This is a genomic window from Leifsonia sp. Y862 (assembly GCF_057669585.1).
Genome location: NZ_JBYHFR010000001.1, coordinates 1,439,440 through 1,459,837 on the forward strand (window position 1 = coordinate 1,439,440; position 20,398 = coordinate 1,459,837).

Below are 20,398 nucleotides of genomic sequence, written 5' to 3' on the forward strand. Positions count from 1 at the left end.
CATCCGCTGGCATTGGTGCGCCTGACTCAGAAGGACACGATTGCGCGGGTGGGGACGTCGCCGATGCGTGCGCGGCCATCGAGGTCGCTGAGTTCGATAACGACACCGGCGCCAGCGACGACATAGCCGGCGCGGCGGATCAGCGACGCGGTTGCGGCGATCGTACCGCCGGTCGCCAGCACGTCATCGAGGATGAGCACGCGCGTGCCCGGTGCAAGCTGACCGACCTCAAGTTCGAGGCGGGCGGTGCCGTACTCGAGCGAGTACTCCTCGGAGAGAACGGTGCCGGGGAGCTTGCCGCCCTTTCGGACCGCGAGAACCGGGACGTCTGCTGCATAGCCAACAGCTGCGGCGAGCAGGAACCCTCTGGCCTCAATGCCGGCCACCGCGTCGAACTCACCGGACGACGAGACGAGTTCATCAATGATGGATCGGAAAGCTGCCGCGTTGGCGAACACGGGGTTCAGGTCGCGGAACAGAATTCCTTCCTGAGGAAAGTTTGGGTAGGAAGCGAGCAGGGAATTCACGTTTTCAGCAGCAGAAGGCACCCCTCAAGAATACTCGGTGACAGCTGGACGCTTGCTCTGGTCTGGCTGGCGCCCTGGTGGCAGCGCCACCGCCTAGAGTCGAAGCATGGAACCGCTGGTGAGCGCACGCGTTGATAGCTGGGTGTGGGCGGTACGAATGTACAAGACCCGCTCGCAGGCGACTGCCGCGTGCCGCGCCGGCCATGTTCGGGTGAACGGCGATCGCGCGAAATCGGCCCAACCCATTCGGATCGGGGATGAAGTACGGGTGCGTTCTGCCGGATTCGATCGGATCCTGATCGTCGATCGAATCGTCACCAAGCGTGTAGGTCCTGCCATCGCGGCCGAGTGCTACGTCGACAAGACGCCTCCGCCGCCGCCGCGCGAAGAAGTGGCGATGCTTCCGGTGCGCGAGCGTGGCGCTGGGCGCCCGACCAAGCGCGAGCGTCGAGAGCTTGAGCATCTGCGTGGTCGCGACGGGTCGGCATCGGTCGACGACGAGGACTGAGGCCGGCGGCCTCACGACTGCCGTCCGTGCGGGTCGTCACCATCCGCTGATTGAGGAACGAGCGCCAGCGAGTGTCTCGAAATCTGGCGAGCAATCTGAGCGCTGGAGGAGTCTGGGCCTATAGAGAGCCTCGCGCCTGCGGTGCGTCAGCACCTCCAATGGATAGTGTGTGCACACGGCACGCGAAGATGATTGCGTAAAACTGGGAAGCCTGCCAGTCAGCGCAGTCAAACAGTGCAGCCAGAGCAGTAGTCAGCCAGACAGACAGAGTAGTCAGACACGGAAGGCAGCATGCGCGAACTGACGTTCGATGAGTTCCGCGTCGCGTGGTCGACCTACTGGGGACGCCGTGAAATCGGCATGGTCGTCGAGAATCGGTTCGCCCCGCGGGTCGCCGCCAGCACAGAATCGCTGTCACTCTATTTCGACCAGTGGAAGGCCGCGCTGGCGATCTTTCCCGAAGACGCGCCGTTTTGGCTCATGGGCACCCCTGATCTCACGCCAGAGCTGAGGGCTTCCCAGAGCGCCGACAGTAATGACAATGGGCACGACAGCAGGCACGACAGCATCGGGATGCCGCCTCCTCCCCGCATCGGCCGCTACGCAGAGCCGATCCAGGGCGCGGGCAAGCACGCGCGTGCGGCTGCGCTCTCCGAACTCGCCGGCGAATACGAGACGGTCATTCCACCGAAGAGCGAGGCGGCCAGGACCGGCCGCACCCTGGTGCGAGCGGTGCCAGGTACCACCATCAGTTCCCTCTCGCTTCTCGTCGCCTGGTTCCCACCCGTCGCGATACCGATGGCCGTGCTCGGATTGGCCTGGACCATTCCGGCCCACCGCATCCTTCGACGCGGCGCGGTTCCCTGGCGATACCGTCGAAAGTTCGTTCTCGGAGAGTCGCTTGCAGCCCTCACCCTGGTGCTGAGCGCGATTTTCATCGCCACCTCCCACTCCCTGATTCCATTCATGCCTCGAGAGGACGTCACCGTGACGCAGACCGTGACGCAGACAGTAGAGGGTTCGCTCAGCGGCGACATCGTCACCAGGCTGTGGACCCACTGGCCAGAGGCCGAGATCACCATGGAACTCATTGACGGCGATCCTGACCAGCCCAGCTTCATCCGTGTGCGCGTCGCCGATCGTGTCTATCTCGATGCGATTCCTGGCACCGGGACCTGGCAGGTACGTCCGATGGCGGACACGACCGGGGGCATCCAGGCAGCGCCGGCAAGTCGTCCGTACACGATCGGTGTCACAACCGACGAAGGAGCGGATGCCATTGCCGACCGCTTCTACGAAGAAGTCAGGTTCTGGTGGGCCAAGCTGCACCCAGAGATGCCGGAAGGCGTGCAGAGCGCCTGAGGCTGGATGGCCAGGCAAGCATGTCAGCTGACGGTGCCTTGTTCGACGCGCCGTTGATTAGACCGGTTTGGGCAGGTGCCTGCGCGACCCGATCAGAATCAGGCCGAGGCAGACGATGGCCAGCACCGCCCCGGCAACAAACATGACCGGGTAGCTGAACCACGGGTTCAACAGGGCGAGAATGGCCGGCACAAAGAATCCGAGGTAGGTGAATGAGTAGTACACAGCGGTGAGTCCGGCCAGGTCGTCAGGCCCCGCAATCCGCTGAACCTCCAGCAGGCCGGATACCAGCAGCAGCCCATAGGCCGCGCCGAGCACTGCCGCCGCCACCAGGGCAAGGACGAGTGACAGTTCAGCGGATGCCCACCCAGCGCCGACCAGACCGGCAACAGCCACGACCATGGCTATCGCGATGGCACGTGCCGAGTGCCGGGAGTCGAGCCGCTTGGCCACTTGCTGGCTGATGATGCCGCAGCTGAGTGCCACGAAGCAGAGCAGCCCGGAGAAGCCGACCTCCATGCCGGGAACCATGGTCATCATCACGCCGGGGAGGATCGCATATGCGGCAGCAGCAGTACCGAAGACCCAGGGCGCCATGGGCAGCACCACGAACAGGAATCGGCGGTGCCAGACAGCCGGCACCTTGAGGTCGTCGCGAAGCCTGCCTGACGTTTCACGACGACGGCGGGTTTCAGGGGCTCCCCACATGCTGAACCAGAGCACGAGGGTGACAGCGATGTTCACCATGTATGGCAACACGCTTGGTAGCGGGCCGAACTGGGCGAGGATCGAGGCGACCACTGCGCCTGAACCGAAGCCGGCCGTCAGTGCGAGTGAGGCCCTGCGGGCGCCAGTGCCGGCATCCGTTGATCGATCGAACGGTGCCTGTGAGAGTTCCTTCACCCAGCTCGTGCCGACGGCCATCACCAGTCCGAGTGCGAGGCCGGAGAAGACACGACCGATGAGGAGCAGCGTTGGCTCAAGGCTGCCCAGCGCGAGAAGCATGCTGCCCACAATCGCCAGGGCCGGCGCGGGGAACATGAGCGGTCGGCGCCCGTAACGGTCGGAGAGAGGACCGCCGATGAGTAGGGCAGGCACGATGCCGAGCACGTACGCGCCCAGCAGCACGTTGACCGCCTGGTTGGTGAGCCCGTTCACCTCGCGGTACATCACCAGAAGCGGCGTGAACTCATTGCCGCCCCATGCCACGGCGAACAGCGCACCACAGGCACGCAGCCAGGCTGGGATGCCCGCGATGCGGCCACGCCCGGGCAACGGTCGACGACCGGTCGGTGTGGTGCCCGCGTTCGGCAGCCCACGTGCGGGTGTCGGTGCGGGGAGGCGGATGGATGCGGTGCCGAGCGCCATTGTGGCTACTCCTTCGAAATGGATGAAGGCGGCGGCGTTGGCGCAGTGAAGATGGGTCCAGAGATGGACTGGATTAGGACAGGAGATCCTGATGGATGTCGCGCATGTGCACATCGAGTTCGTGGGCGAAGTGGCGAAGGTCCTGGCTGGCGATGAGGGCAGCCAGCTCCTTGTGCTGCTGGACGATTCGCTCTGAGCGGCCCGTCTGCAGCCACACCGAACGCGTGGCCATGCGACGCTGGCGATCCTGCAGGGTCTGGTACACCTCGCTCAGGATGCTGTTGCCACCGGCCTCGACCACGGCCTGGTGAAAGGCCACATCGGCGACGGCGAACTCATCGATGTCGCCGGAGCGCACGGCCTCTTCCTGCTGGGCGATCAGTTCGCCAAGGCGAGCGGACAGCTCGCGGGTGGCGTCTGCATCGTTCGCGATGTTGGCGACGGCAGCCGACTCAATGAGTCGCCGCGCTTCCAACACCTCGTTGATCTCGCGGGGTCGGACTTCGCGGACGAGTGCCCCGCGCTTCGGGTACAGCTTCATCCAGCCCTCAGCCTGCAGACGCAGGAACGCCTCGCGCACCGGAGTGCGGCTGATGCCGAGCTCGAGGGCGATCTCACCCTCGCTGAGCAAGGTTCCGCCTTCGATGCTGCGGTCGAGAATGCGACCCTTCACGTCGGCGTATGCGCGCTCTGCCGCTGACTCATTGACGATCGCGTCACTCACTGGTGCTCCTCTAACATGCATCATAGATACAAGAAGAATCTTACACCAGGTCGACTACCCGAATCGGCCGTTCACGTAGTCAAACGTGCGGGGATCAATCGGACTGGAGAACATGGCATCCGTGTCTCCATGTTCAACGATCGCACCCGGCTGGCCTTGCGATGCCAGGAAGAATGCACACTGCTGAGAGACACGCTGGGCCTGCTGCATGTTGTGGGTGACGATCACGATGGTTACGTCGTTCACGAGCTCGAGCATCGTCTCTTCGATGACACGAGTGGATGTCGGGTCGAGGGCAGAACACGGCTCGTCCATCAGCAGGACCCGTGGCTTCACCGCGAGCGACCTGGCAATGCACAGCCGCTGCTGCTGGCCGCCTGAAAGCCCGCCGCCTGGCGCCCGCAGTCGGTCGCGTACCTCTTTCCACAGCCCGGCCTTCGTCAGGCACGACTCAACGAGGAAGTCGCGTTCGTCGCGCGAGACCCGGGTGCCGGTGAGCCTGAGTCCGGCGACGACGTTGTCGTAGATCGACATCGCAGGGAACGGGTTCGGCTTCTGGAATACCATTCCAATACTTTTGCGTGCCTCGACCAGGCTGCGACTCGTGTCGTAGATGTCGTCGCCGTCAATCAAAACCTCACCGGCCATGCTCGCCGACGGTATCAATTCGTGCATGCGGTTCAGGATGCGGAGGAAGGTGGACTTGCCGCAGCCGGACGGCCCGATCAACGCTGTGACAACACCGGCAGGCATAGTGAGCGACACGCGGTCGAGCACCTGGTGGTCGCCGAACCACGCGGTGATGTTGCGCGCATCCAGCGTTGCCAGCGGTTCGAGAGGGGCCGAACTGTCTATAAAGGGGCTGGCTGTTACGGGGCTGGACGCACGCGCACGCGGGAGCCGTGCGCGTGCGATCAGACCACGCCGCGTTGACTGGACCGGCAATACCTCCGTCTGGCCAGATTCGAAATTGGACGACGGCGCGTGGCCGACCGTGATGCCGGTCGATGGAGGGAGCTCAAGGTCGGGCGCGAGATCGGACATGGTCACATCACTTCTTTCTGTCACAGCAGGTTCGGGAGAAGCCTGGTGACCTGGTCGGCAACGAACAGGCCTCCGAGGAGCAGGACGGGAACAAAAACGATCCAGGTCTTCTGCGCACCGATGCGGCGATACGCCCACACCGCCGCGAGTTCGAGCACCAGGAACAACTGCAGCGCGAAGACCAGCGCCCATGCCGTCGAGGCGTCGGTTGCCATTTCCTTGTCAGCCGGCGCCAGCAGCGCAAATGAACTCTGGCGGATGCCGGCTGGCTGGGTTGTGCTCGTGAGCTGGGCATCCACTCGCGCAACGCCGGTGGGAACGTATGCCGGCCCACGAGCAGTCTCAAGAATGAGCCTCGACTGCCCGGCTTTCAGGGCAGGCGGCGCTGGATCGCCGGCATAACGCACACCGATGACGGAGAAGGTCTGCTCGCCCTGCCCGGTGATCACGGTGAACTCCTCACCGGGAGCCAGCTCCTGGAGACGTGAGAACGGCCCGCCGTAGGTGGCGGCACGCGCCATGATCACGCTCACCCCTGCCTGGCCAGGCAGCACGGTGTCGCGACGATGCCCAGGTCCGTTCATCAGGGTTCCGGATGCCGTCCCCTCGACCACGACTTCATGAACGCCAATAGCAGGAATATCGAGAACGGCGACGGGGTCGCCGTTGCTGAGCAGGACGTTGTCGACGGTCCCTTCGCTCACGGGCGCCGTGCCGTCTGAGAGCTGCTGGCGGTACGAGTTCTCCAGCTTCTGCTGTGAAACCAGATGCTGCACATGACTGAGCACCATCAGGTTGAGTACGAAGCCCAGCATGAGCGCAGCAACGAGCGCGAGGCATCCGCGGGCGAGGACCTGCGTGTTGGTCAGCGGGGGCTGGAGGACCGGTGCTTTCGGTGGCCGGCGCGGCGGTTTGGGGATGACTGCTGCGCGCGGAGGCTTCGGTGGCTTGGGCGGTTTCGGCGGCTTTGAGTTCGACGGCGTGCCTCTGCGGCCCCTGCCGCGCGAGTCGCTCGCTGCGCCGATTGCGTCATCCGTTGACGTGTGTTCTTCGTCGATGATTGTCACGCGAGCTCCGGCACAATCCGGGCGGCGAGCACCCTGCGCACGGCAAGCACGATTCCGAACAGGGCTCCCCCGCTGGTGACGACCAGGATCAGGAACCACGGCGCTGCCATGACCATCCCATCCCGGGTCACAGCGGTCAGGGACACGCCATCAACGGAGTTCGGCGGTGTGAACACCGCGTGCGCGTTCAAGATCGTCCATTGGCCGATGCCGGGCAGCGTCGCCGACACGACTCGTGATTCGCCGGGGGCCAGCGCCGTGACAGGCACAGAATCAACATCGCTGATGGTGTTTCCGAACGGACCATCGACCCAGAAATGGGCACTGGCATCCATCGCTGTGTCCGACGCATTGCGAACCGTGAATTCAACGACGAGCTCACCGCGCAGCGGATTGAGCGACGGATGATGCGTGGTCGAGAGGCCGCTGAGATAGAGGATTCCCCCGATGTCCTCCCCATTGTCGCCGCCATTGTCGCCGCCATTGTCGCCGCCGGTTTCTGCACCTGGCGTCGCGACCGACGTCGATCCGGGTGCGGAGCCCGCGCCTGGTCGTGGCGAGGTCGTCGAACCGGTACCCGTGGACGCTGATCCGACCGGTGACGGCGTCACCTGAACGGTGATACCCATTCCGTCGGGATCATCTGCAGCCTTTGCGTTCTCCACTCCGGCTGAGCCGAGCGTTGCACCGAGTGCGAACGTGAGCCCGAGTGTAAGGAGCGCGGCTGTTCGCCTGGTCGGGGTGCGTCGAGAATGTGCCATCGTCCCCTACCGCCCGTCTGCTGACGGCGACGGCGAGGGCGACGGGAACGACGAAGCGGATGCAGGCTCGCCACCAGTGGCAACCAGTGCGGGCTCAGGTGCAGCTTCACGAGCCTTGCGCTCGGCTTCAGCCTCTGTGTACGCGATCCATGCCTTGGCATTCTTCTCGTCGCGCTTCGCCCGGAGTCGGGTGAACAGCCAGAGCGAACCGCCCACAAGCACAAGGACGAGCAACCACCATGGCATCGCGACAATCATGGTGTCGCGACTGACCTCTCGCAGGGCGCCGGGGTTCAATGCGTCCTGTTCAACGGTTGGCGCCATCCGAACGTATGGATTGAGGTAGCCGAACTGGCCGACGCCTGGAACGTCGATCGATACGGTCCGGGTTGCCCCTGGGAGCATCTCGGAGAGTTCCTGGCGCACGAGATCGCCTGCACCGATGCCGAACAGCGTTTTCACGCCGATCACCATGTGCGCGCCGAGCGCGATGTTGCCATTGTTGGCGACGGTGAACGTCACTGTCGTCAGCCCGTCGAGCGGGTTGAGGCTCGGCGCGTACGACGCCTCGATGTTGCTGATGGTAAGCGCAGGCTGGAGCTCGCCTGGCACACGCACATACAGGCGCGTGGCAACACGGCGGTCGACGAGAACTTCACCCACCGCTGATTGCACTGAGATGGCTACTCCACCAGCGTGGTCACCCGGCGTCGCATCAGCCGGGACATCGACGGAGAACGGGACGACCTGGGAGGCACCGGGATCCAGCGGGATACTGAGCTGCTTGGCACCATTGTCGAAACTCACCCAGCTCCCGGCGTCGATCGGAGCTGCATCGGTGTCGAGAAGACCGTACGAACCGTCCTCCGAGTTGTAGGCGTCGCTCGCAAAGATGGTCAGGGTCTGCGGCGTCGTGCCGGTGTTGCGCGCGACGTAGTAGTCGTCAAGGTGCTGGCCTGGCTCAGCCTGGTAGCTGAACCGGGAACGTGTATCGGCTCCCTCCACTGTGCCCGGCGAACCGGAGATGCCGTCTGTCTCGTCGGCTACTGCCGGCAGGGATGCAGACGATGCCATCACAATGCCGAGCAGAAGGGCAGGCACGAGTGCCGCAGTGAGCCCAGCGCGCACACGTCGCAGACGCTCAGGGAAGTATGAAATGGAGAGCACGGTTCATTAGTCCAAAGGATGTTGTCGTGCACCCCTCGCGGGGCTGAACGAGCTGTGAACGAAAGTAAACGGGTGGACGCTGGTGACTCATGTCGGCGCACACACACCCTGGCGGGAGGGACGCGCTGAACGCGTTCCTCCCGCCGTGGTACTGCGTGCTGGACTACTTCGAAGCGAGCGTGAGCGTGAGCTTCGAGGTGTAGGTACCAGCGGCCTTGCCAGCCGGCGCGACGAAGGTGAGGTCGGCACCGAGTACCGTGTCACCGACAGCCTGCCCGGCGGGTGCCGAGGCGAAGGTGGTGAACGGAGTCGAGCTGCCCGCAATGTGCGCGGCTGCCGCGACCACACCGGATGCCGTCGACGTGACGACCTTCGGGGCGACGCCGAGCTGCTTGGAGTCGATCGTCACCGCTGCATCAGCCGAGTTGGTGAAGTTCTGCACCGTGGCGGTCAGATCCCAGCCCTTCAGCGACACGACACGGCCATCCTTCACCGTGAAGGTCGGGAGCGTGCCCGTTGCCGTTGACAGGTTGTTCACCAGCGTCGGAGCTGCGAGCGTTGCGCTTGCGCCAGCCGGAACTTCAAGGCTGAGTGCGCCGTCGGCTGCCGCGATGGCACCGGCCGAGATATCGATGCTGCCCTGCTGGGACGGATCGACGGGCGCGGTGACCGGGGCATCAGAGGGAAGAGCCACCGTGTATGCGCCGGTGCCCGGTGTGATCGAGATGCTGGCGTACCAGACACCGGACGACGCCAGGTTGACGTGGTTGTCCTTCAGGCACGCCATGCCGACGCTGTAGTTGCCGCCGACCGCCTTGACCGCGCCCTGGCCGATCAGTCCGAGGATCTGCTCGATCGGTGTGGTGGTGATCAACATGACGTCCTTGCTGCCCGGCGCGGTGAACCCGCCGTCCGCGTAGGCCGACCAGTTCTTGGGGGCGCGCTCCTGGCCCTGCGGGGCAAGGAAGGTCCTGACAGACGTCGCGTCAGCCGAGCAGGAGAATTTCGCGTGCGGGTCTGTGGCAGACGGGGATCCGCCGACTGATTCGTCCCACGCGAACACGTAGTTGTCCGCGTAACGCACCTCATCCATCGGTTCGTAGATGTAGACGGGACCGTCGGATCCATTCGCCTGGGGTGCCGCGTTCGCCGCAACGGCGGACATTCCGACGATCGACGTCGCGAGGAGAGCGACAGACGCGACCCGAACGATATTTTTCTTGAACATTTTCTTGCCTTTCATTTCACATCGAGGTGCAGAAGGACTACTTGGATGCGCGGATCGCGGTGGTGCTTGACGGTGCGAGGAAGCCGAACTTTGTCTTGACCGCACCAGAGGTGAGCGATCCGACGCTGAAGTTCGTCAGGCTCTTGGGCTTGGTGCGGTCGACGAGGTCGGCCAGCGCCTGGTCGAACTTGGGGTTGGTCTGGTCGACACGGGCGAACTCGACGACAACGTACGTGTCGCGACCGAACGTGGCGTTGCTGTAGTACGCCGCGTTCGGCACTGTCGCGCTGCCGGTGCCGGTGAACGGCGCAGTGCCGGGGATAGCACTGCCGAGGGTTGCCGTGCTGGTGCGGTCCTGGCCAGCACCGCTCTTCTGGGCCACCCAGCTGGCGACCGAGAACGGGATGAGCTGGTTGTCGGCGAGAACGCTGCCGTCGTTCTCGATGACCTCGTTCTGCAGGACGCAGTTGCCGATGGTCGGGTTGCCGATGGCGGTGAGGAAGAACTTCCTGGTGCCGGAGGCGGCCTGGGGCAGAACAGGTGTGACGTTGCCGAACGCAGACCGTGTCGCGGCATCGCAGCTGTAGAGCAGCTTCAGGTTGGCCGCCGAGATCTCGCCAAGGCCAGTGCCGCCCTTGTACGCGTATGACAGAGCGTCACGGCCGTATGGGAAGTACTGCACCAGGCCCGTGTTGCTCTGGGTAGGGGCGCTCGACGAGCGGGCAATGTCGATCAAACCAGTGACCGTGGCAGCAGGAGTGCCATTGTTGTTGGTGTACGCCGTGCCGTTGATCGACGCCAGGAGCGCCGTCACGCCGTCGCCAGAGCCGGACGGGCGCGAGAAGTACGCGCCGCCGGGCTTCGTCTGGATGGCGGCAGAACCGGTGGCGTCAAACGAGCCGATCGAGTTTCCGGCAGCGGTGACTCGGACTGACGAACCGGTGATTGTGGTGCCGTTGGCGAGTGCGTTGACAGAGTCCTGCAGGGTGTCAGAACCAACAAGCACGTAACTGTTGGAGACCACGTCAGCGTGCGCCGGAACGGCGACAGCAAGACCGGCCAGGGTCAGACCGAGCGTCGCGCAGAGCGCGACAGCTTTCTTCGACTTCACTTTGATACCTTTCGAATGGGTTGGACGAGCACTTCGGGTGGAGCGTTCGAGCAACCGCTGGCGCGGGTGCGTCGACCTGGACGCTCCGGTGAGTGCCGGACTATCCAAGATTTCGGGCATCAGCTTCGCCTTCTGATGCGTGTGAACAGCGGCACGGCGGCCGCGGCCCCCAGACCGGCGAGCAATCCCCCTGGTACGGCAGCGGAGATCGGGCCGGTATCGGGATCGGCAGGGGTGGCGTTGCCCAGCAGCGCGGCGGCCACAGCTCCGGTTGCCACCGGAGCCGCTGCAGTTGGGGCGGCTGCCACAGCGCCAGGGACGGTCGGTTTCCTGACGGTCGTCGGCGTGCTCGCTGTCGGCGAGGCGGTCGCGGGCTTCGACACGACAGTGGGGACACCCGACTGAATGGCGTTCGCGGCCGTCACGGCCTGTTCGCGCCAGCCCTGCGGCAGCGGCGCATAACCTGCAGGCAGCAAGCCGGAAGCCGTGCCAGGCTCCTGTCCGAGGGTGGCCGCATAGCGGATGAAGCCGGCGTAGTCTGCGCGCGCAGCGGCATCCGCCTGCGCAGGGTTGGCGGCCGCATACACCGGCATCGCCAGCGGATAGGCATTCGCCGCAGCCTTCGCGCCCTCGCCGGCTGGATCATATTCATAGACCTGCGGCTGCTCGGCGACCGACGTCATAGCGGCGGCAGCTGCAGTGAGCGACTCGGTCGTCGGGGCCACATAGTTGCCCGCAGCATTCAGCAGCGAGGCAGATACGATCTGGTATTTGGCTGCGGATGCCGTATCGGTGAGGGCGAGAACATGCTGGTAGCCGGTGAGGTCACGCACGCTCTTTCCGTATTTGTGCGGGATCGACACGGCATCCCAGGCGCCAAGCACCTGACCATCGCCACGAAGAGCGAGATACGCGCTCGTGTCGAGGTCGGTTGTGTACGGTCGCCAGGTCACGAGGTTGACGGCGCCGCCGAGGGCAGTGGATTCGTCCTGTTGGATGGGGTCGGCCTTCGGCAGATTATCGCGGGGAAGGATGAGGGCGCTGCCGCTCTTGTTTCCCTCGTCGGTCGTCTCGCTCCACGGGTTGACAATCATGTCGAACTCGTCCGGCACACCGGCCAGGAAATCAGCTGCCGCCTGGTCTGACATGACATAGCGCCAGAGCTGCCACGCGGCATCCGATCGCCCCTGGGGAACGAGAAGGTCGGCCAACGATGGTCCCATCAGGGTCTGGACTGCCCACTCGGGATCGTTGATGGCGAGAAACTCGGGATCCTGCGTGAGGTTGCGGGCGTTGTGACCTGGTTTTTCCGGGCTCAAGTAGCCGACGTGGGTCTTGTCGGCGTATGTAGGCAACGAGTCGAGGTAGGAGTTGGTGAGCAGCTTCGCCACCAGCCGCGGGGTGAGCTTGAGCTCACTGAACGACATTCCAGCCTTGGCCAGATACTCGGGATCAGTGGCCGCCACGTCTCTCGGCTGGCGATCAATCGCAAAGGCGATCGACAGCCCGGTGAGCGCCACCGGGGCGTACGTGAGCGAGTCTGCGACCTCGGAGGTGCTCGAGGAGAGCGCCCTGGACGTCAGCGCCAACGGGGCGGTGACTGTGCCGTTCGCCGAGGCGAGCGCGTCGGACTCCGTCCCGGTGCTCAACGTGTATGTGGCGGTTCCCGCCTTGGTGCACAGTGTCGGCTGCCACGATGCGACGGCACCGGCGACCAGCTCACTCCCAGAGAGCTGGCGCTCAGCAGCGCCGATGGTGCAGGTGGCGGCGAGAGGCTTGAAGTCGAGCCGGAAGGCGACGCGGTGCTTCCAGCTGTTCCAGAACAGTCCGGAGTTCACCACGTGCGCCTCGCCGACATCCGCTGTGCCGCGTGGGATCACGACCAGCCAGCACGAACGCGGGCTCGAGGTGCCGTCACTCGATTTCACGGTTTGGCCGCAGCCGAGGCCCGGTGCTTGAAGCGCCGTCTGGATCTCGAACTTTGCCGAGCCGGCCCCGTCGCTTCCTGAGCCTGCCCACTTCACCTCGTTTGTCGTGTATTGGGTGAAGTACTCATTGGTGTTGACGTCGACTTCAAGCTTCTTGTTGTCGTCTGATACCGAGCGGATGACTTTTCCATCGACTGCCTTGAACGGGATTGACGTGTAGGTCGGGACGGTGAAGTAGGTCGACGGCGCGGTGTATGCGGCGTCCTCTGCCGCAACGTTGTCGTCGGCAACCGAGTTGTCTCTCGATGCCCCCGGAGTGTTGAAGCCGCCGTACTGGCAGGTGGTGCGGTCAGGGCCCGTCGCGTCGTCACCCCAGCACTGGGCGATCTGCAGGAAGTTCTCTCCGCCGTGACCCGACCCGGGCACCGTCGACTTCTTGCCGCCCGTCCAGCTCACCGTCACGCCCTGTGAGGTCAGGTCACGCGTCTGGGAGACCGTGACGGCCAGGTCGGGGAACGGGGCGTTGGCAGCATCCGAGTCCTGGCTCGCTGCCGTCACGGTCACCGCACTCGACTGATCAGCGGATGCCGTCGGCACGACAACGCCAGAGAGGGCAAGGAGCGCTGATACGAAGGCCCCCACCACGGTTCCCGTGACGAGCGAACGCAGCCAGGTGGGGTGCGACCGCGTGCGACGACTCGATTTCACAGAATTCTCCATAGGTTTTTCGGCACATTCTCAGCCGATAGCGGTCACGGTACGAGCGGTTGGTGACGCCCGGATGAACAGGTCTGGAACGACCCTTCTCCCGCGCCTGTCGGAATGAGAGCCACGAGAACGAGCATCCGTTGCGAGCGCGCAACGAGCAGGGGGAAGCGCGACGAATCAGCCGAGCGAGGATGCGTCCGGCGCGCTGCCGGATCGCTTGAGCCGCCGCGAGAAGAGCGGCGGAAGCACTGTTCCTGCAATCAACAGCAACGCGGCGAACAGCATGACCAGTTGCGAGGTGCCCCAGCCGGTGTCGGCCAGAGAGAACGGCGACGACACCGCGGCACCACTCGCGCTGTTGCTCCCGCTGATCAGTGCTCCGTTCTCGTCGTACACGGCAGTAGCACCTGCAGACGCTGCCGTCGAAACTGCGGCTGCGGCATCCGTTCCCTGGGCTCCCGCTGCGCTGCCGCCAGCGCCAGACCCGCTTACCGGGGTGTCATCCGTTGCCCCTGCCGTACCGGTGGTGCACTGGTCAGGCCCCGCCTTGTCACAGTCGGCCGGTGCCGGTGCCGTGAGCGCCAGTTGGTTGCTCGTAGGCGAATCGCCAGGCTTGAACGTTGGGTTGTTGCACGCGTTGACATCGACAGCGGCACCCCCGGCTCCTGGAATGCGCTTGATCTGTTCGAACCCGGCAAGCACCAGGTTCATGGGCAATGGCGAGTAGCCGAGCGCTGCGGCCTGCTGCTGTCCCTCGCACAACATGTAACTGGCGAAGGAGCCGAGGGTCTTGCCCTTCGCTTCCGTGAAGATTCCGGCAACGGCCGTAGGCACGATCATGTACGAGTAGCTCGACAACGGGTATGTGCGGTTGTCAGCGTTGTTGTACACGCCGTCGAGGATCTGTGTGAGGTACTCAGGCGACGCGGAATCGGTGTTGATTGCCGCCTGCATCAGGCCAACGGCCACAGAGGATGCTGTCGGCTCCACGTAGTATCCGGCGTTGTTCAGCACCTTCGCGACCGGGAATCCGGATTTCAGAGCATAGGAATACTCGACATACGTGATGGCGCCTTCGCCGTAGTCCTGGCCGACGTAGCCGGCGACGCCCAGCGACCCGTTCTGGGCCTTGGCGTTGCCGAAGGTCGGGTACTGCGAGGTCAGGCCGCAGGGTGTCGATCGACCGACGGATGAACAGAACGCGTTCCACAGGTCTGGGTGCTGTTTCGACATCCACAGGGTGAACTGTGCGGTTGAGCCTGAACCGTCGGAGCGCACCACGGGCACAATCGCCTTGTCCGGCATCGCGAGTCCCGGATTGTCGGTCTGGATAGCCGGGTCGTTCCAGTTGGTGATGCCGCCCGTGAAGATCTTGGTGATCACCTCTCCGCTCAACCGAAGATTGGTGACCTTCTTGCCGCCAATCTTGAGGTTGTACATGAAGGAGGTACCGCCGGCCACGATGGGCATATACGCGAATCCGGTGGTCGGCTGCTCCGGTGCGGAACCGTCTTCCGGGCTCGTCTGGAACGGGATCTCGCTCACCGCGAAGTCAACGTTGCCCAGCACGAAGTCGCGCCGCCCCGCCGAGGATCCGACGCCTGAATAGTTCACCGTCATGCCGTAGTTGGCTGCGACGTTCTTGCGCCACTGGTCGAGTGCGTTCTGCGACCAGGTTGATCCGGTGCCGGAGATCGGCTTCCACTCGTCGGCCAGCGCGGCAGGGGCGCCCACTCCACCCAGTGCGCCCAGGAACAGCAGCAGGAAGGCGAACGACGCGGTGAGGAAACGGGACAAGCGGATGCGACGCGTCACTATGACGTCTCCTTGGTAGCTGCTGTAGGCGGTACGGGCTGGGCTGTGTTCTGGGCTGTGTTCTGGACTGTGTTCTGGACTGTGTTCTGGACTGTGTTCTGGACTGTGTTGCGTTCTGAGTCGCGCCGGGAGATCCGCACTTCATCGCGAGCAGATGCGGCGAGCGCCGCACGACGCTGGCGTGAGGAGAGCTGGCCAGGACCCCTGCCGCCGAACACCCTGGCCACGGCGAACAGGGTGAGGACGACAATGATCAGCACGGCAGCTGACCCGAATCCACGGGCGATCATGTTCGGCTCGGGTGACTTCACGAAGTCGAACACCTGGAGCGGCAGCGAAATCATGGGCCCTGAGAACGGATTCACGTTGAGTACGGCCGTCACACCTGAGGTGAGGAGCACTGGGGAGGTCTCCCCGATTCCTCGCGCGGTTCCGAGGATCACGGCGGTGACCAGTCCCGACTTCGCCGTCGGCAGCACCACATGCCAGACGGTTCGCCATCGTGATCCGCCGAGTGCGTACGACGCCTCACGAAGGTTTCCGGCAACGAGGCGGAGCACCACATCCGACGCCCTGATCACGATGGGCAGCATCATGACGGTGATGGCCATTGCGGCGGCGAACCCTGAACGCTGGTGTGTGATCAGCGTGATGATCGCCGAGTAGACGAACAACCCAGCCACGATCGAGGGCAATGCGGTCATCGCATCCGCAATCGTGCGGACGAACCGCGCGAAGCGGCCGCCAACCTCATTCAGGAAGACAGCAGTGGTCACGCCGAGCGGAATGGTGATGACCAGGGCGATCGAGATCTGGATGAGAGTTCCTACTATGGCGTGCAGGATGCCACCCATGTCGAGGGGATCGAGTGGGCCGGCCAGCTCCATGGTCTGCGTGAAGAAGTTCAGGTGCGGCAGCGCCTCACGGCCGCGCACCAGGGTGTAGATCAAGACGAAGACCAGTGCGCCCACCAGGATGATGCCCGCGCTGTACAACAGCGTCGTCATCACCTTGTCTGCGACATCCTGACCATTTGAGCGAAGGGCCACCAGCACGGCGTACAGGGCGATGAATGCAACGAACGCGACGACGGCCCAGCCGATGCCGCCCGTCATGGGCGTGAACCACCCGAACAGCAGGCTGGCGAGTGCTCCCCCGGCGAACAGGGCACCCCAGAGGTTGAATTTCTCGTCGATGGTTGCTGTTCGGAGCCGCCGCTTCGGCCCGATCGGGCGATCCCCGGGGGACGGGATGACGGTGGGTGCCGGCGCAGGTGCCAGCACTACCTCACTCTCAGTGTCGACGAGGGGCTCGAGCACGCCCGGTTCGCGTACGACCGGTTCGCGCACGCCGGGTTCGAGGATCGTGGACATCAGGCCTCGCTCTCTGCGCCGGACCGCGAGCGCGCAACAATGGATGACGCTGTGAAGTTGACGGCGAGGGTGATCAGGAACAGCACGAGGCCGGCGGCCATCAGCGCGGAGAGGCCGAACTCACTTGATTCGCCATACCGCAGTGCGATCAGGGACGAGACGGAGTTGGTTCCTGTCTTCAGCACCTGCCAGTTGATCGTGAAGATCGGCGAGATGATCATGTACACGGCGATCGTCTCCCCGAGTGCACGGCCGAGACCGAGCATCGTGCCTCCGATGATGCCGCCACGGCCGAACGGAAGCACAACGGCGCTGACCATGCCCCAGCGGGTGGCACCGAGTGCAAGCGCCCCTTCGCGCTCGCCTGCCGGCGCCTGGGAGAACGCCTCTCGCATGACAGACGTCTGGGTGGGAACCACCATCAGTGCAACGACGATGCCTGCGATGAATGCGGACGATGTGAATGCGCTCGCATCCGTCAGCTGCTGCCCCGTCTGAGAGGTGACGGCGAAGATGGGAATCCACCCGAGGTATGTCGACAGCCACTGGGAGACGGGAAGCACGTTGCCCTGGAGAAAAAACACGCCCCACAGGCCGAAGACAACACTCGGTACCGCAGCCATGAGGTCGACCAGCGAGATGAGGGTCGGCCTGATTTTGGCGGGAACCACCTCAGACAGCAGCAGTGCTGTGCCGAGCGCGAGCGGTACGGAAATGCACATTGCGACCAGGGCTACGGTGATGGTTCCGAACAGGACCGCGGCAATACCGAAGGTCTGTGTCTCGGGCGACCACTCCTGTTCCCACAGGAACGCAGGGCCGGCCACCTGCAATGCGGAGCCTGCCCGAATCGACAGGAAGAGGCCGACTGCGAGCATGATTCCGACAGTCGTCGTACCTGCCGCGAAGCTGACCGCGCGGAAAACACGGTCTCCACCGGACTCCCTGGCGACAAGGCGTCGGCGCGTGATGCCGCCAAGTTGGGCTTCGGACATGACTTCCTTGTGATCGGTGGAGCTGGGAGCAGGCGCGTCAGTGTTCGAGCCCGCGTTCACAATTGGGGCCGCAGGTGAACGGCAAGCATCCGGGCGGTGAAGGAGCAGTCGCCACGACATGAGCTGTCGGCGTCATCCCGACGAGCGCGGCGACGACTCCCGTGCTGCAGGAGCGATCGGGGAAATCGTCGGATCGGCGGGTACCGTTGGCGCGGTCGGAGTCGGCGATACCGGCGCCTGTGGCCCGGCTGAGACGATGGTCACACTCGTTCCCAGCCGCAACGCGGTACCGGCTGCCGGCTGGGTCTGGATGACAGTACCCTCTGCTATTCCTTGCGCCGCACTGACGGATTGCAGGGCGTCGAGGCCAGCGGCACGTACGGCCGCCACGGCATCCGCCATGGTCATGCCAGCGACGGCCGGTACCACGTTCGACCCCGACGCGACGGCGAGGCCCACGGTGGTTCCCGGCGCGACAGACGTGCCTGCCAGCAGGCTCATGCCGAGTACCGTGTCGCCGGGGGCAGCGGAATTCTCAACCGCAAGCTCCCCCGCCACGAGCCCGGCGTTCGCGAGTGTTGACAGCGCGTCCTTCAGCGTCATGGTGCCCAGTTCGGGAACGCTCACCATCAGCGGCACAGCCGATGGTGAATCCGTCGGTGTGGGTGTCGGGGTCGGCGTCGATGCTGGCGGGCTCGGGCCCGCGGACGCGACGGGCACGGCATCATCTCGTCGGTCCCCGGTGACGGCTCCAGACCACACCACCGCGATGACGAGAACAAGCAGGAGAAAAGCGCCAACGCCGGGACCTGCACGCCCGGCTCCTGTGCGTTTTCGCACCGCAGCGTACTCACGATCCCGCGTTACCGGTTGTCCGGTTGTCACCCCCACGGAGGCCGGCGCTGCTCCCCCGGCGCGGCCTTCCGCCAAACGCGCCGTGAGAGCGTCAGGATCCGCGGTTGCACCTGCCGGAATCACCATCGTCCGATCAGACTCCGACAGGGTGTGTTGGGGTGCGAGCATACGCTTCTCCCCTGGCCACGCACCCCTGACTATCGGACCAGACCTGGCGTCCTGCACCGCGGCCAGCATGTCGGTCGCGGAAACGAAGCGACTCGCTGATGATTTCAGCATGCCTTTAACCACAATGCGGTCGACCGACCTCGAACAGGACGGGTTGAGAACAGAGGGCACGGGCGGCGGCGACTGAATGTGGGCCTCCAGCACAGCGGCCGTCGTCGCTCGAGGAAATGGCGGTCGTGCGGTCAGCGCGAAGTAGAGCACCCCGGCCACGTGGTACAGATCGCTGCTCTCTGTTACCGGCAGTCCCCGAGCGTGTTCGGGTGACAAGTAGTGGGCATTGCCGACAATGGTTCGCTCGTGCGGCGTCGTGCGTCCCTCCCCAAGCACCCCGGCGCCGTGAGCCGTGCGGCCTGCGATATCGGCTAGTCCGAAGTCAAGTAGACGCACACCCGCAGGTTCGATCCTCCGGCCGAGTCCTGACCCCGCGCTCTCGGCGGAAACGTTCACCATCACATTGGTCGGTGAAATGTCACGGTGCACGATGCCGGCGGCATGCGCGGCTTCCAGGGCACGGAGCATCCCTTCCGCGACAGTGAGCGCATCGTCAACCTCGAGCGCACCATGCGCCTCAACGTACTCGGCGAGCGTGATGCCATCTGCGCGTTGGAGGGCGATCCAGACACACCGCTGTTCGTCGGTTTCATGAACCCCAGAGGCGAGCACCCTCACGATGTTCGGATGAGAAAGCACCCCGGCGGTCTGGGCCTCTGCCGCGAACGTGGCGCACGCCTCCTCCGAGCGAGCAAGGTGCGGATGCAGAATCTTGAGCGCGACCCTGGTGCCGTCGAGAACATCATCCGCGTCGAAGACCGAGGCCGTGCCGCCGGTGCCGAGCAATTCGCCCAGCCGGAATCGGCCGGAGATCAGTGCGTCGTCTCCCATATCACCACGCAAGGACGTGCTGGGACTGGCGTGACGCGGCGCCTGATCGCGCGACGGGAGGTCCGCCTGGCCTCGCCGTTTCGGCAATCGTCGCCGTCCGCAGGCCGTCGATGGTTGCCGCTGATGATTCCTGGCACGGCACAACGCCTCCGTACCAACGTCCACAGGTCGCAACGACATGGCCGTCGAGCGTCAGGAACCACCCGCGCATTCCCGGGTTTGGCCCAAGTACGAAGACCACGCCCAGGGCATCCACCCGGTCACGGATGCGGGCGATATGGGCCTGCGCGCCATCCAGGCTGGTGTATGCGTGTGAGCTCCTGGCCAGTTCCCGGTTGTTTGTCGCGAGCAATCGCCAGACCCCCGCGCTCCCCGTGCCAGGGAACGACGCCGACGTGCCAGGCAACGCGGCAGCGGACTGGGGAGGGACGGCAACGGCTCGTCCCGGTGAAAGATCCCCCGGGCGCCCAGGCTGAGGATCAGCCACCAGTCGGTTCGCATTCACAATCTCGTCGCGGAATCGAACCCATGCACGCAGCAGCGGTTCGGCTGACGTCTGGAACGAGGTGAACATCACGCGCGGCGTCGCGGGCATTGGTCTCCAGTGAGAGGGCACAGATGTGCTGTTCTGTCAGGCACGAGGCGCCCAGGGCGGGCGACACGCTACCTCTCACGAAACATTCAGGCTCGGGTCTTGCGCGCAGCCGTCCGGCAGGTGAACGGGCGGTGGCGGGCAGATGAGCGAGC

General features: G+C 64.6%; 17 protein-coding genes. 2 read left to right on the forward strand and 15 right to left on the reverse strand.

The features are described 5' to 3' along the window. Positions 1–26: 26 nt before the first annotated feature. Entirely contained in the window at positions 27–548 is a 522-nt protein-coding gene (locus AC25Z0_RS06735; RefSeq protein ID WP_488119412.1) for an adenine phosphoribosyltransferase, read from the reverse strand. Positions 549–633: 85 nt separating this feature from the next. Between AC25Z0_RS06735 and AC25Z0_RS06740 the strand changes: the two genes are divergently transcribed. Both AC25Z0_RS06740 and AC25Z0_RS06745 read left to right on the forward strand, forming a co-directional pair. Next, positions 634–1,035, forward strand: a complete 402-nt coding sequence (locus AC25Z0_RS06740; RefSeq protein WP_488119413.1) for an RNA-binding S4 domain-containing protein — start codon at positions 634–636, stop codon at positions 1,033–1,035. A 291-nt stretch (positions 1,036–1,326) separates the two neighbouring features. Continuing rightward, a complete protein-coding gene (locus AC25Z0_RS06745; RefSeq protein WP_488132674.1) occupies positions 1,327–2,397 on the forward strand; it encodes a hypothetical protein in 1,071 nt (356 codons plus the stop codon). Between the two features lie 57 nt (positions 2,398–2,454). Here the strand turns inward: AC25Z0_RS06745 and AC25Z0_RS06750 are convergent, their stop codons facing one another. The 14 genes from AC25Z0_RS06750 to AC25Z0_RS06815 form a co-directional block, all read right to left on the reverse strand. Beyond that, positions 2,455–3,765 carry an MFS transporter gene (locus AC25Z0_RS06750; protein ID WP_488132675.1) on the reverse strand — a complete coding sequence of 437 codons (1,311 nt, stop codon included), beginning with the start codon at positions 3,763–3,765 and terminating at the stop codon, positions 2,455–2,457. Positions 3,766–3,838: 73 nt separating this feature from the next. Beyond that, a complete protein-coding gene (locus AC25Z0_RS06755) occupies positions 3,839–4,489 on the reverse strand; it encodes a GntR family transcriptional regulator (protein WP_488119416.1) in 651 nt (216 codons plus the stop codon). Between the two features lie 54 nt (positions 4,490–4,543). Next, the gene (locus AC25Z0_RS06760) at positions 4,544–5,317 is read right to left on the reverse strand and encodes a phosphate ABC transporter ATP-binding protein (RefSeq protein ID WP_488119538.1); all 774 of its coding nucleotides are present in this window, start codon (positions 5,315–5,317) and stop codon (positions 4,544–4,546) included. Between the two features lie 236 nt (positions 5,318–5,553). Further along, entirely contained in the window at positions 5,554–6,600 is a 1,047-nt protein-coding gene (locus tag AC25Z0_RS06765) for a sortase (RefSeq protein WP_488132676.1), read from the reverse strand. Beyond that, positions 6,597–7,361, reverse strand: coding sequence for a hypothetical protein (locus AC25Z0_RS06770; protein WP_488132677.1), 765 nt, complete (start codon positions 7,359–7,361; stop codon positions 6,597–6,599). The genes AC25Z0_RS06765 and AC25Z0_RS06770 overlap by 4 nt, the downstream gene beginning before the upstream one ends. Positions 7,362–7,367: 6 nt before the next feature. Then, positions 7,368–8,528 (reverse strand): hypothetical protein, encoded by a 1,161-nt coding sequence (locus AC25Z0_RS06775; RefSeq protein WP_488132678.1) that lies wholly within the window; start codon positions 8,526–8,528, stop codon positions 7,368–7,370. A gap of 163 nt (positions 8,529–8,691) precedes the next feature. Next, positions 8,692–9,756 carry a hypothetical protein gene (locus AC25Z0_RS06780; protein WP_488119420.1) on the reverse strand — a complete coding sequence of 355 codons (1,065 nt, stop codon included), beginning with the start codon at positions 9,754–9,756 and terminating at the stop codon, positions 8,692–8,694. A 37-nt stretch (positions 9,757–9,793) separates the two neighbouring features. Further along, positions 9,794–10,867: a hypothetical protein gene (locus AC25Z0_RS06785; protein WP_488119421.1), complete on the reverse strand. Its 1,074-nt coding sequence runs from the start codon at positions 10,865–10,867 to the stop codon at positions 9,794–9,796. Positions 10,868–10,986: 119 nt separating this feature from the next. Next, positions 10,987–13,503 carry a hypothetical protein gene (locus AC25Z0_RS06790; RefSeq protein WP_488119422.1) on the reverse strand — a complete coding sequence of 839 codons (2,517 nt, stop codon included), beginning with the start codon at positions 13,501–13,503 and terminating at the stop codon, positions 10,987–10,989. Positions 13,504–13,680: 177 nt separating this feature from the next. Beyond that, on the reverse strand, positions 13,681–15,318 hold the full coding sequence (gene pstS / locus AC25Z0_RS06795) for a phosphate ABC transporter substrate-binding protein PstS (protein ID WP_488119423.1): 1,638 nt from the start codon (positions 15,316–15,318) through the stop codon (positions 13,681–13,683). Continuing rightward, positions 15,318–16,691 carry a phosphate ABC transporter permease PstA gene (gene pstA / locus AC25Z0_RS06800; protein WP_488132679.1) on the reverse strand — a complete coding sequence of 458 codons (1,374 nt, stop codon included), beginning with the start codon at positions 16,689–16,691 and terminating at the stop codon, positions 15,318–15,320. Before pstA ends, pstS begins: the two co-directional genes overlap by 1 nt. Beyond that, positions 16,691–17,686, reverse strand: a complete 996-nt coding sequence (pstC, locus tag AC25Z0_RS06805; RefSeq protein WP_488119425.1) for a phosphate ABC transporter permease subunit PstC — start codon at positions 17,684–17,686, stop codon at positions 16,691–16,693. Before pstC ends, pstA begins: the two co-directional genes overlap by 1 nt. Positions 17,687–17,818: 132 nt before the next feature. Beyond that, positions 17,819–19,651 (reverse strand): protein kinase domain-containing protein, encoded by a 1,833-nt coding sequence (locus AC25Z0_RS06810; RefSeq protein WP_488132680.1) that lies wholly within the window; start codon positions 19,649–19,651, stop codon positions 17,819–17,821. A 1-nt stretch (position 19,652) separates the two neighbouring features. Next, complete coding sequence (locus AC25Z0_RS06815) at positions 19,653–20,246, reverse strand: YegP family protein (protein ID WP_488119427.1); 594 nt, start codon at positions 20,244–20,246, stop codon at positions 19,653–19,655. Between the last annotated feature and the right edge of the window lie 152 nt (positions 20,247–20,398).

What these genes read in the sequence shown, in the direction of transcription:
- AC25Z0_RS06740 (WP_488119413.1), top strand. Translation starts at nt 634, where the DNA reads ATGGAACCGCTGGTGAGCGCACGCGTTGATAGCTGGGTGTGGGCGGTA.
- AC25Z0_RS06745 (WP_488132674.1), top strand. Translation starts at nt 1,327, where the DNA reads ATGCGCGAACTGACGTTCGATGAGTTCCGCGTCGCGTGGTCGACCTAC.
- AC25Z0_RS06750 (WP_488132675.1), bottom strand. Translation starts at nt 3,765, where the DNA reads ATGGCGCTCGGCACCGCATCCATCCGCCTCCCCGCACCGACACCCGCA.
- AC25Z0_RS06770 (WP_488132677.1), bottom strand. Translation starts at nt 7,361, where the DNA reads ATGGCACATTCTCGACGCACCCCGACCAGGCGAACAGCCGCGCTCCTT.
- AC25Z0_RS06780 (WP_488119420.1), bottom strand. Translation starts at nt 9,756, where the DNA reads ATGTTCAAGAAAAATATCGTTCGGGTCGCGTCTGTCGCTCTCCTCGCG.
- pstA (WP_488132679.1), bottom strand. Translation starts at nt 16,691, where the DNA reads ATGTCCACGATCCTCGAACCCGGCGTGCGCGAACCGGTCGTACGCGAA.
- pstC (WP_488119425.1), bottom strand. Translation starts at nt 17,686, where the DNA reads ATGTCCGAAGCCCAACTTGGCGGCATCACGCGCCGACGCCTTGTCGCC.
- AC25Z0_RS06810 (WP_488132680.1), bottom strand. Translation starts at nt 19,651, where the DNA reads ATGGGAGACGACGCACTGATCTCCGGCCGATTCCGGCTGGGCGAATTG.
- AC25Z0_RS06815 (WP_488119427.1), bottom strand. Translation starts at nt 20,246, where the DNA reads ATGCCCGCGACGCCGCGCGTGATGTTCACCTCGTTCCAGACGTCAGCC.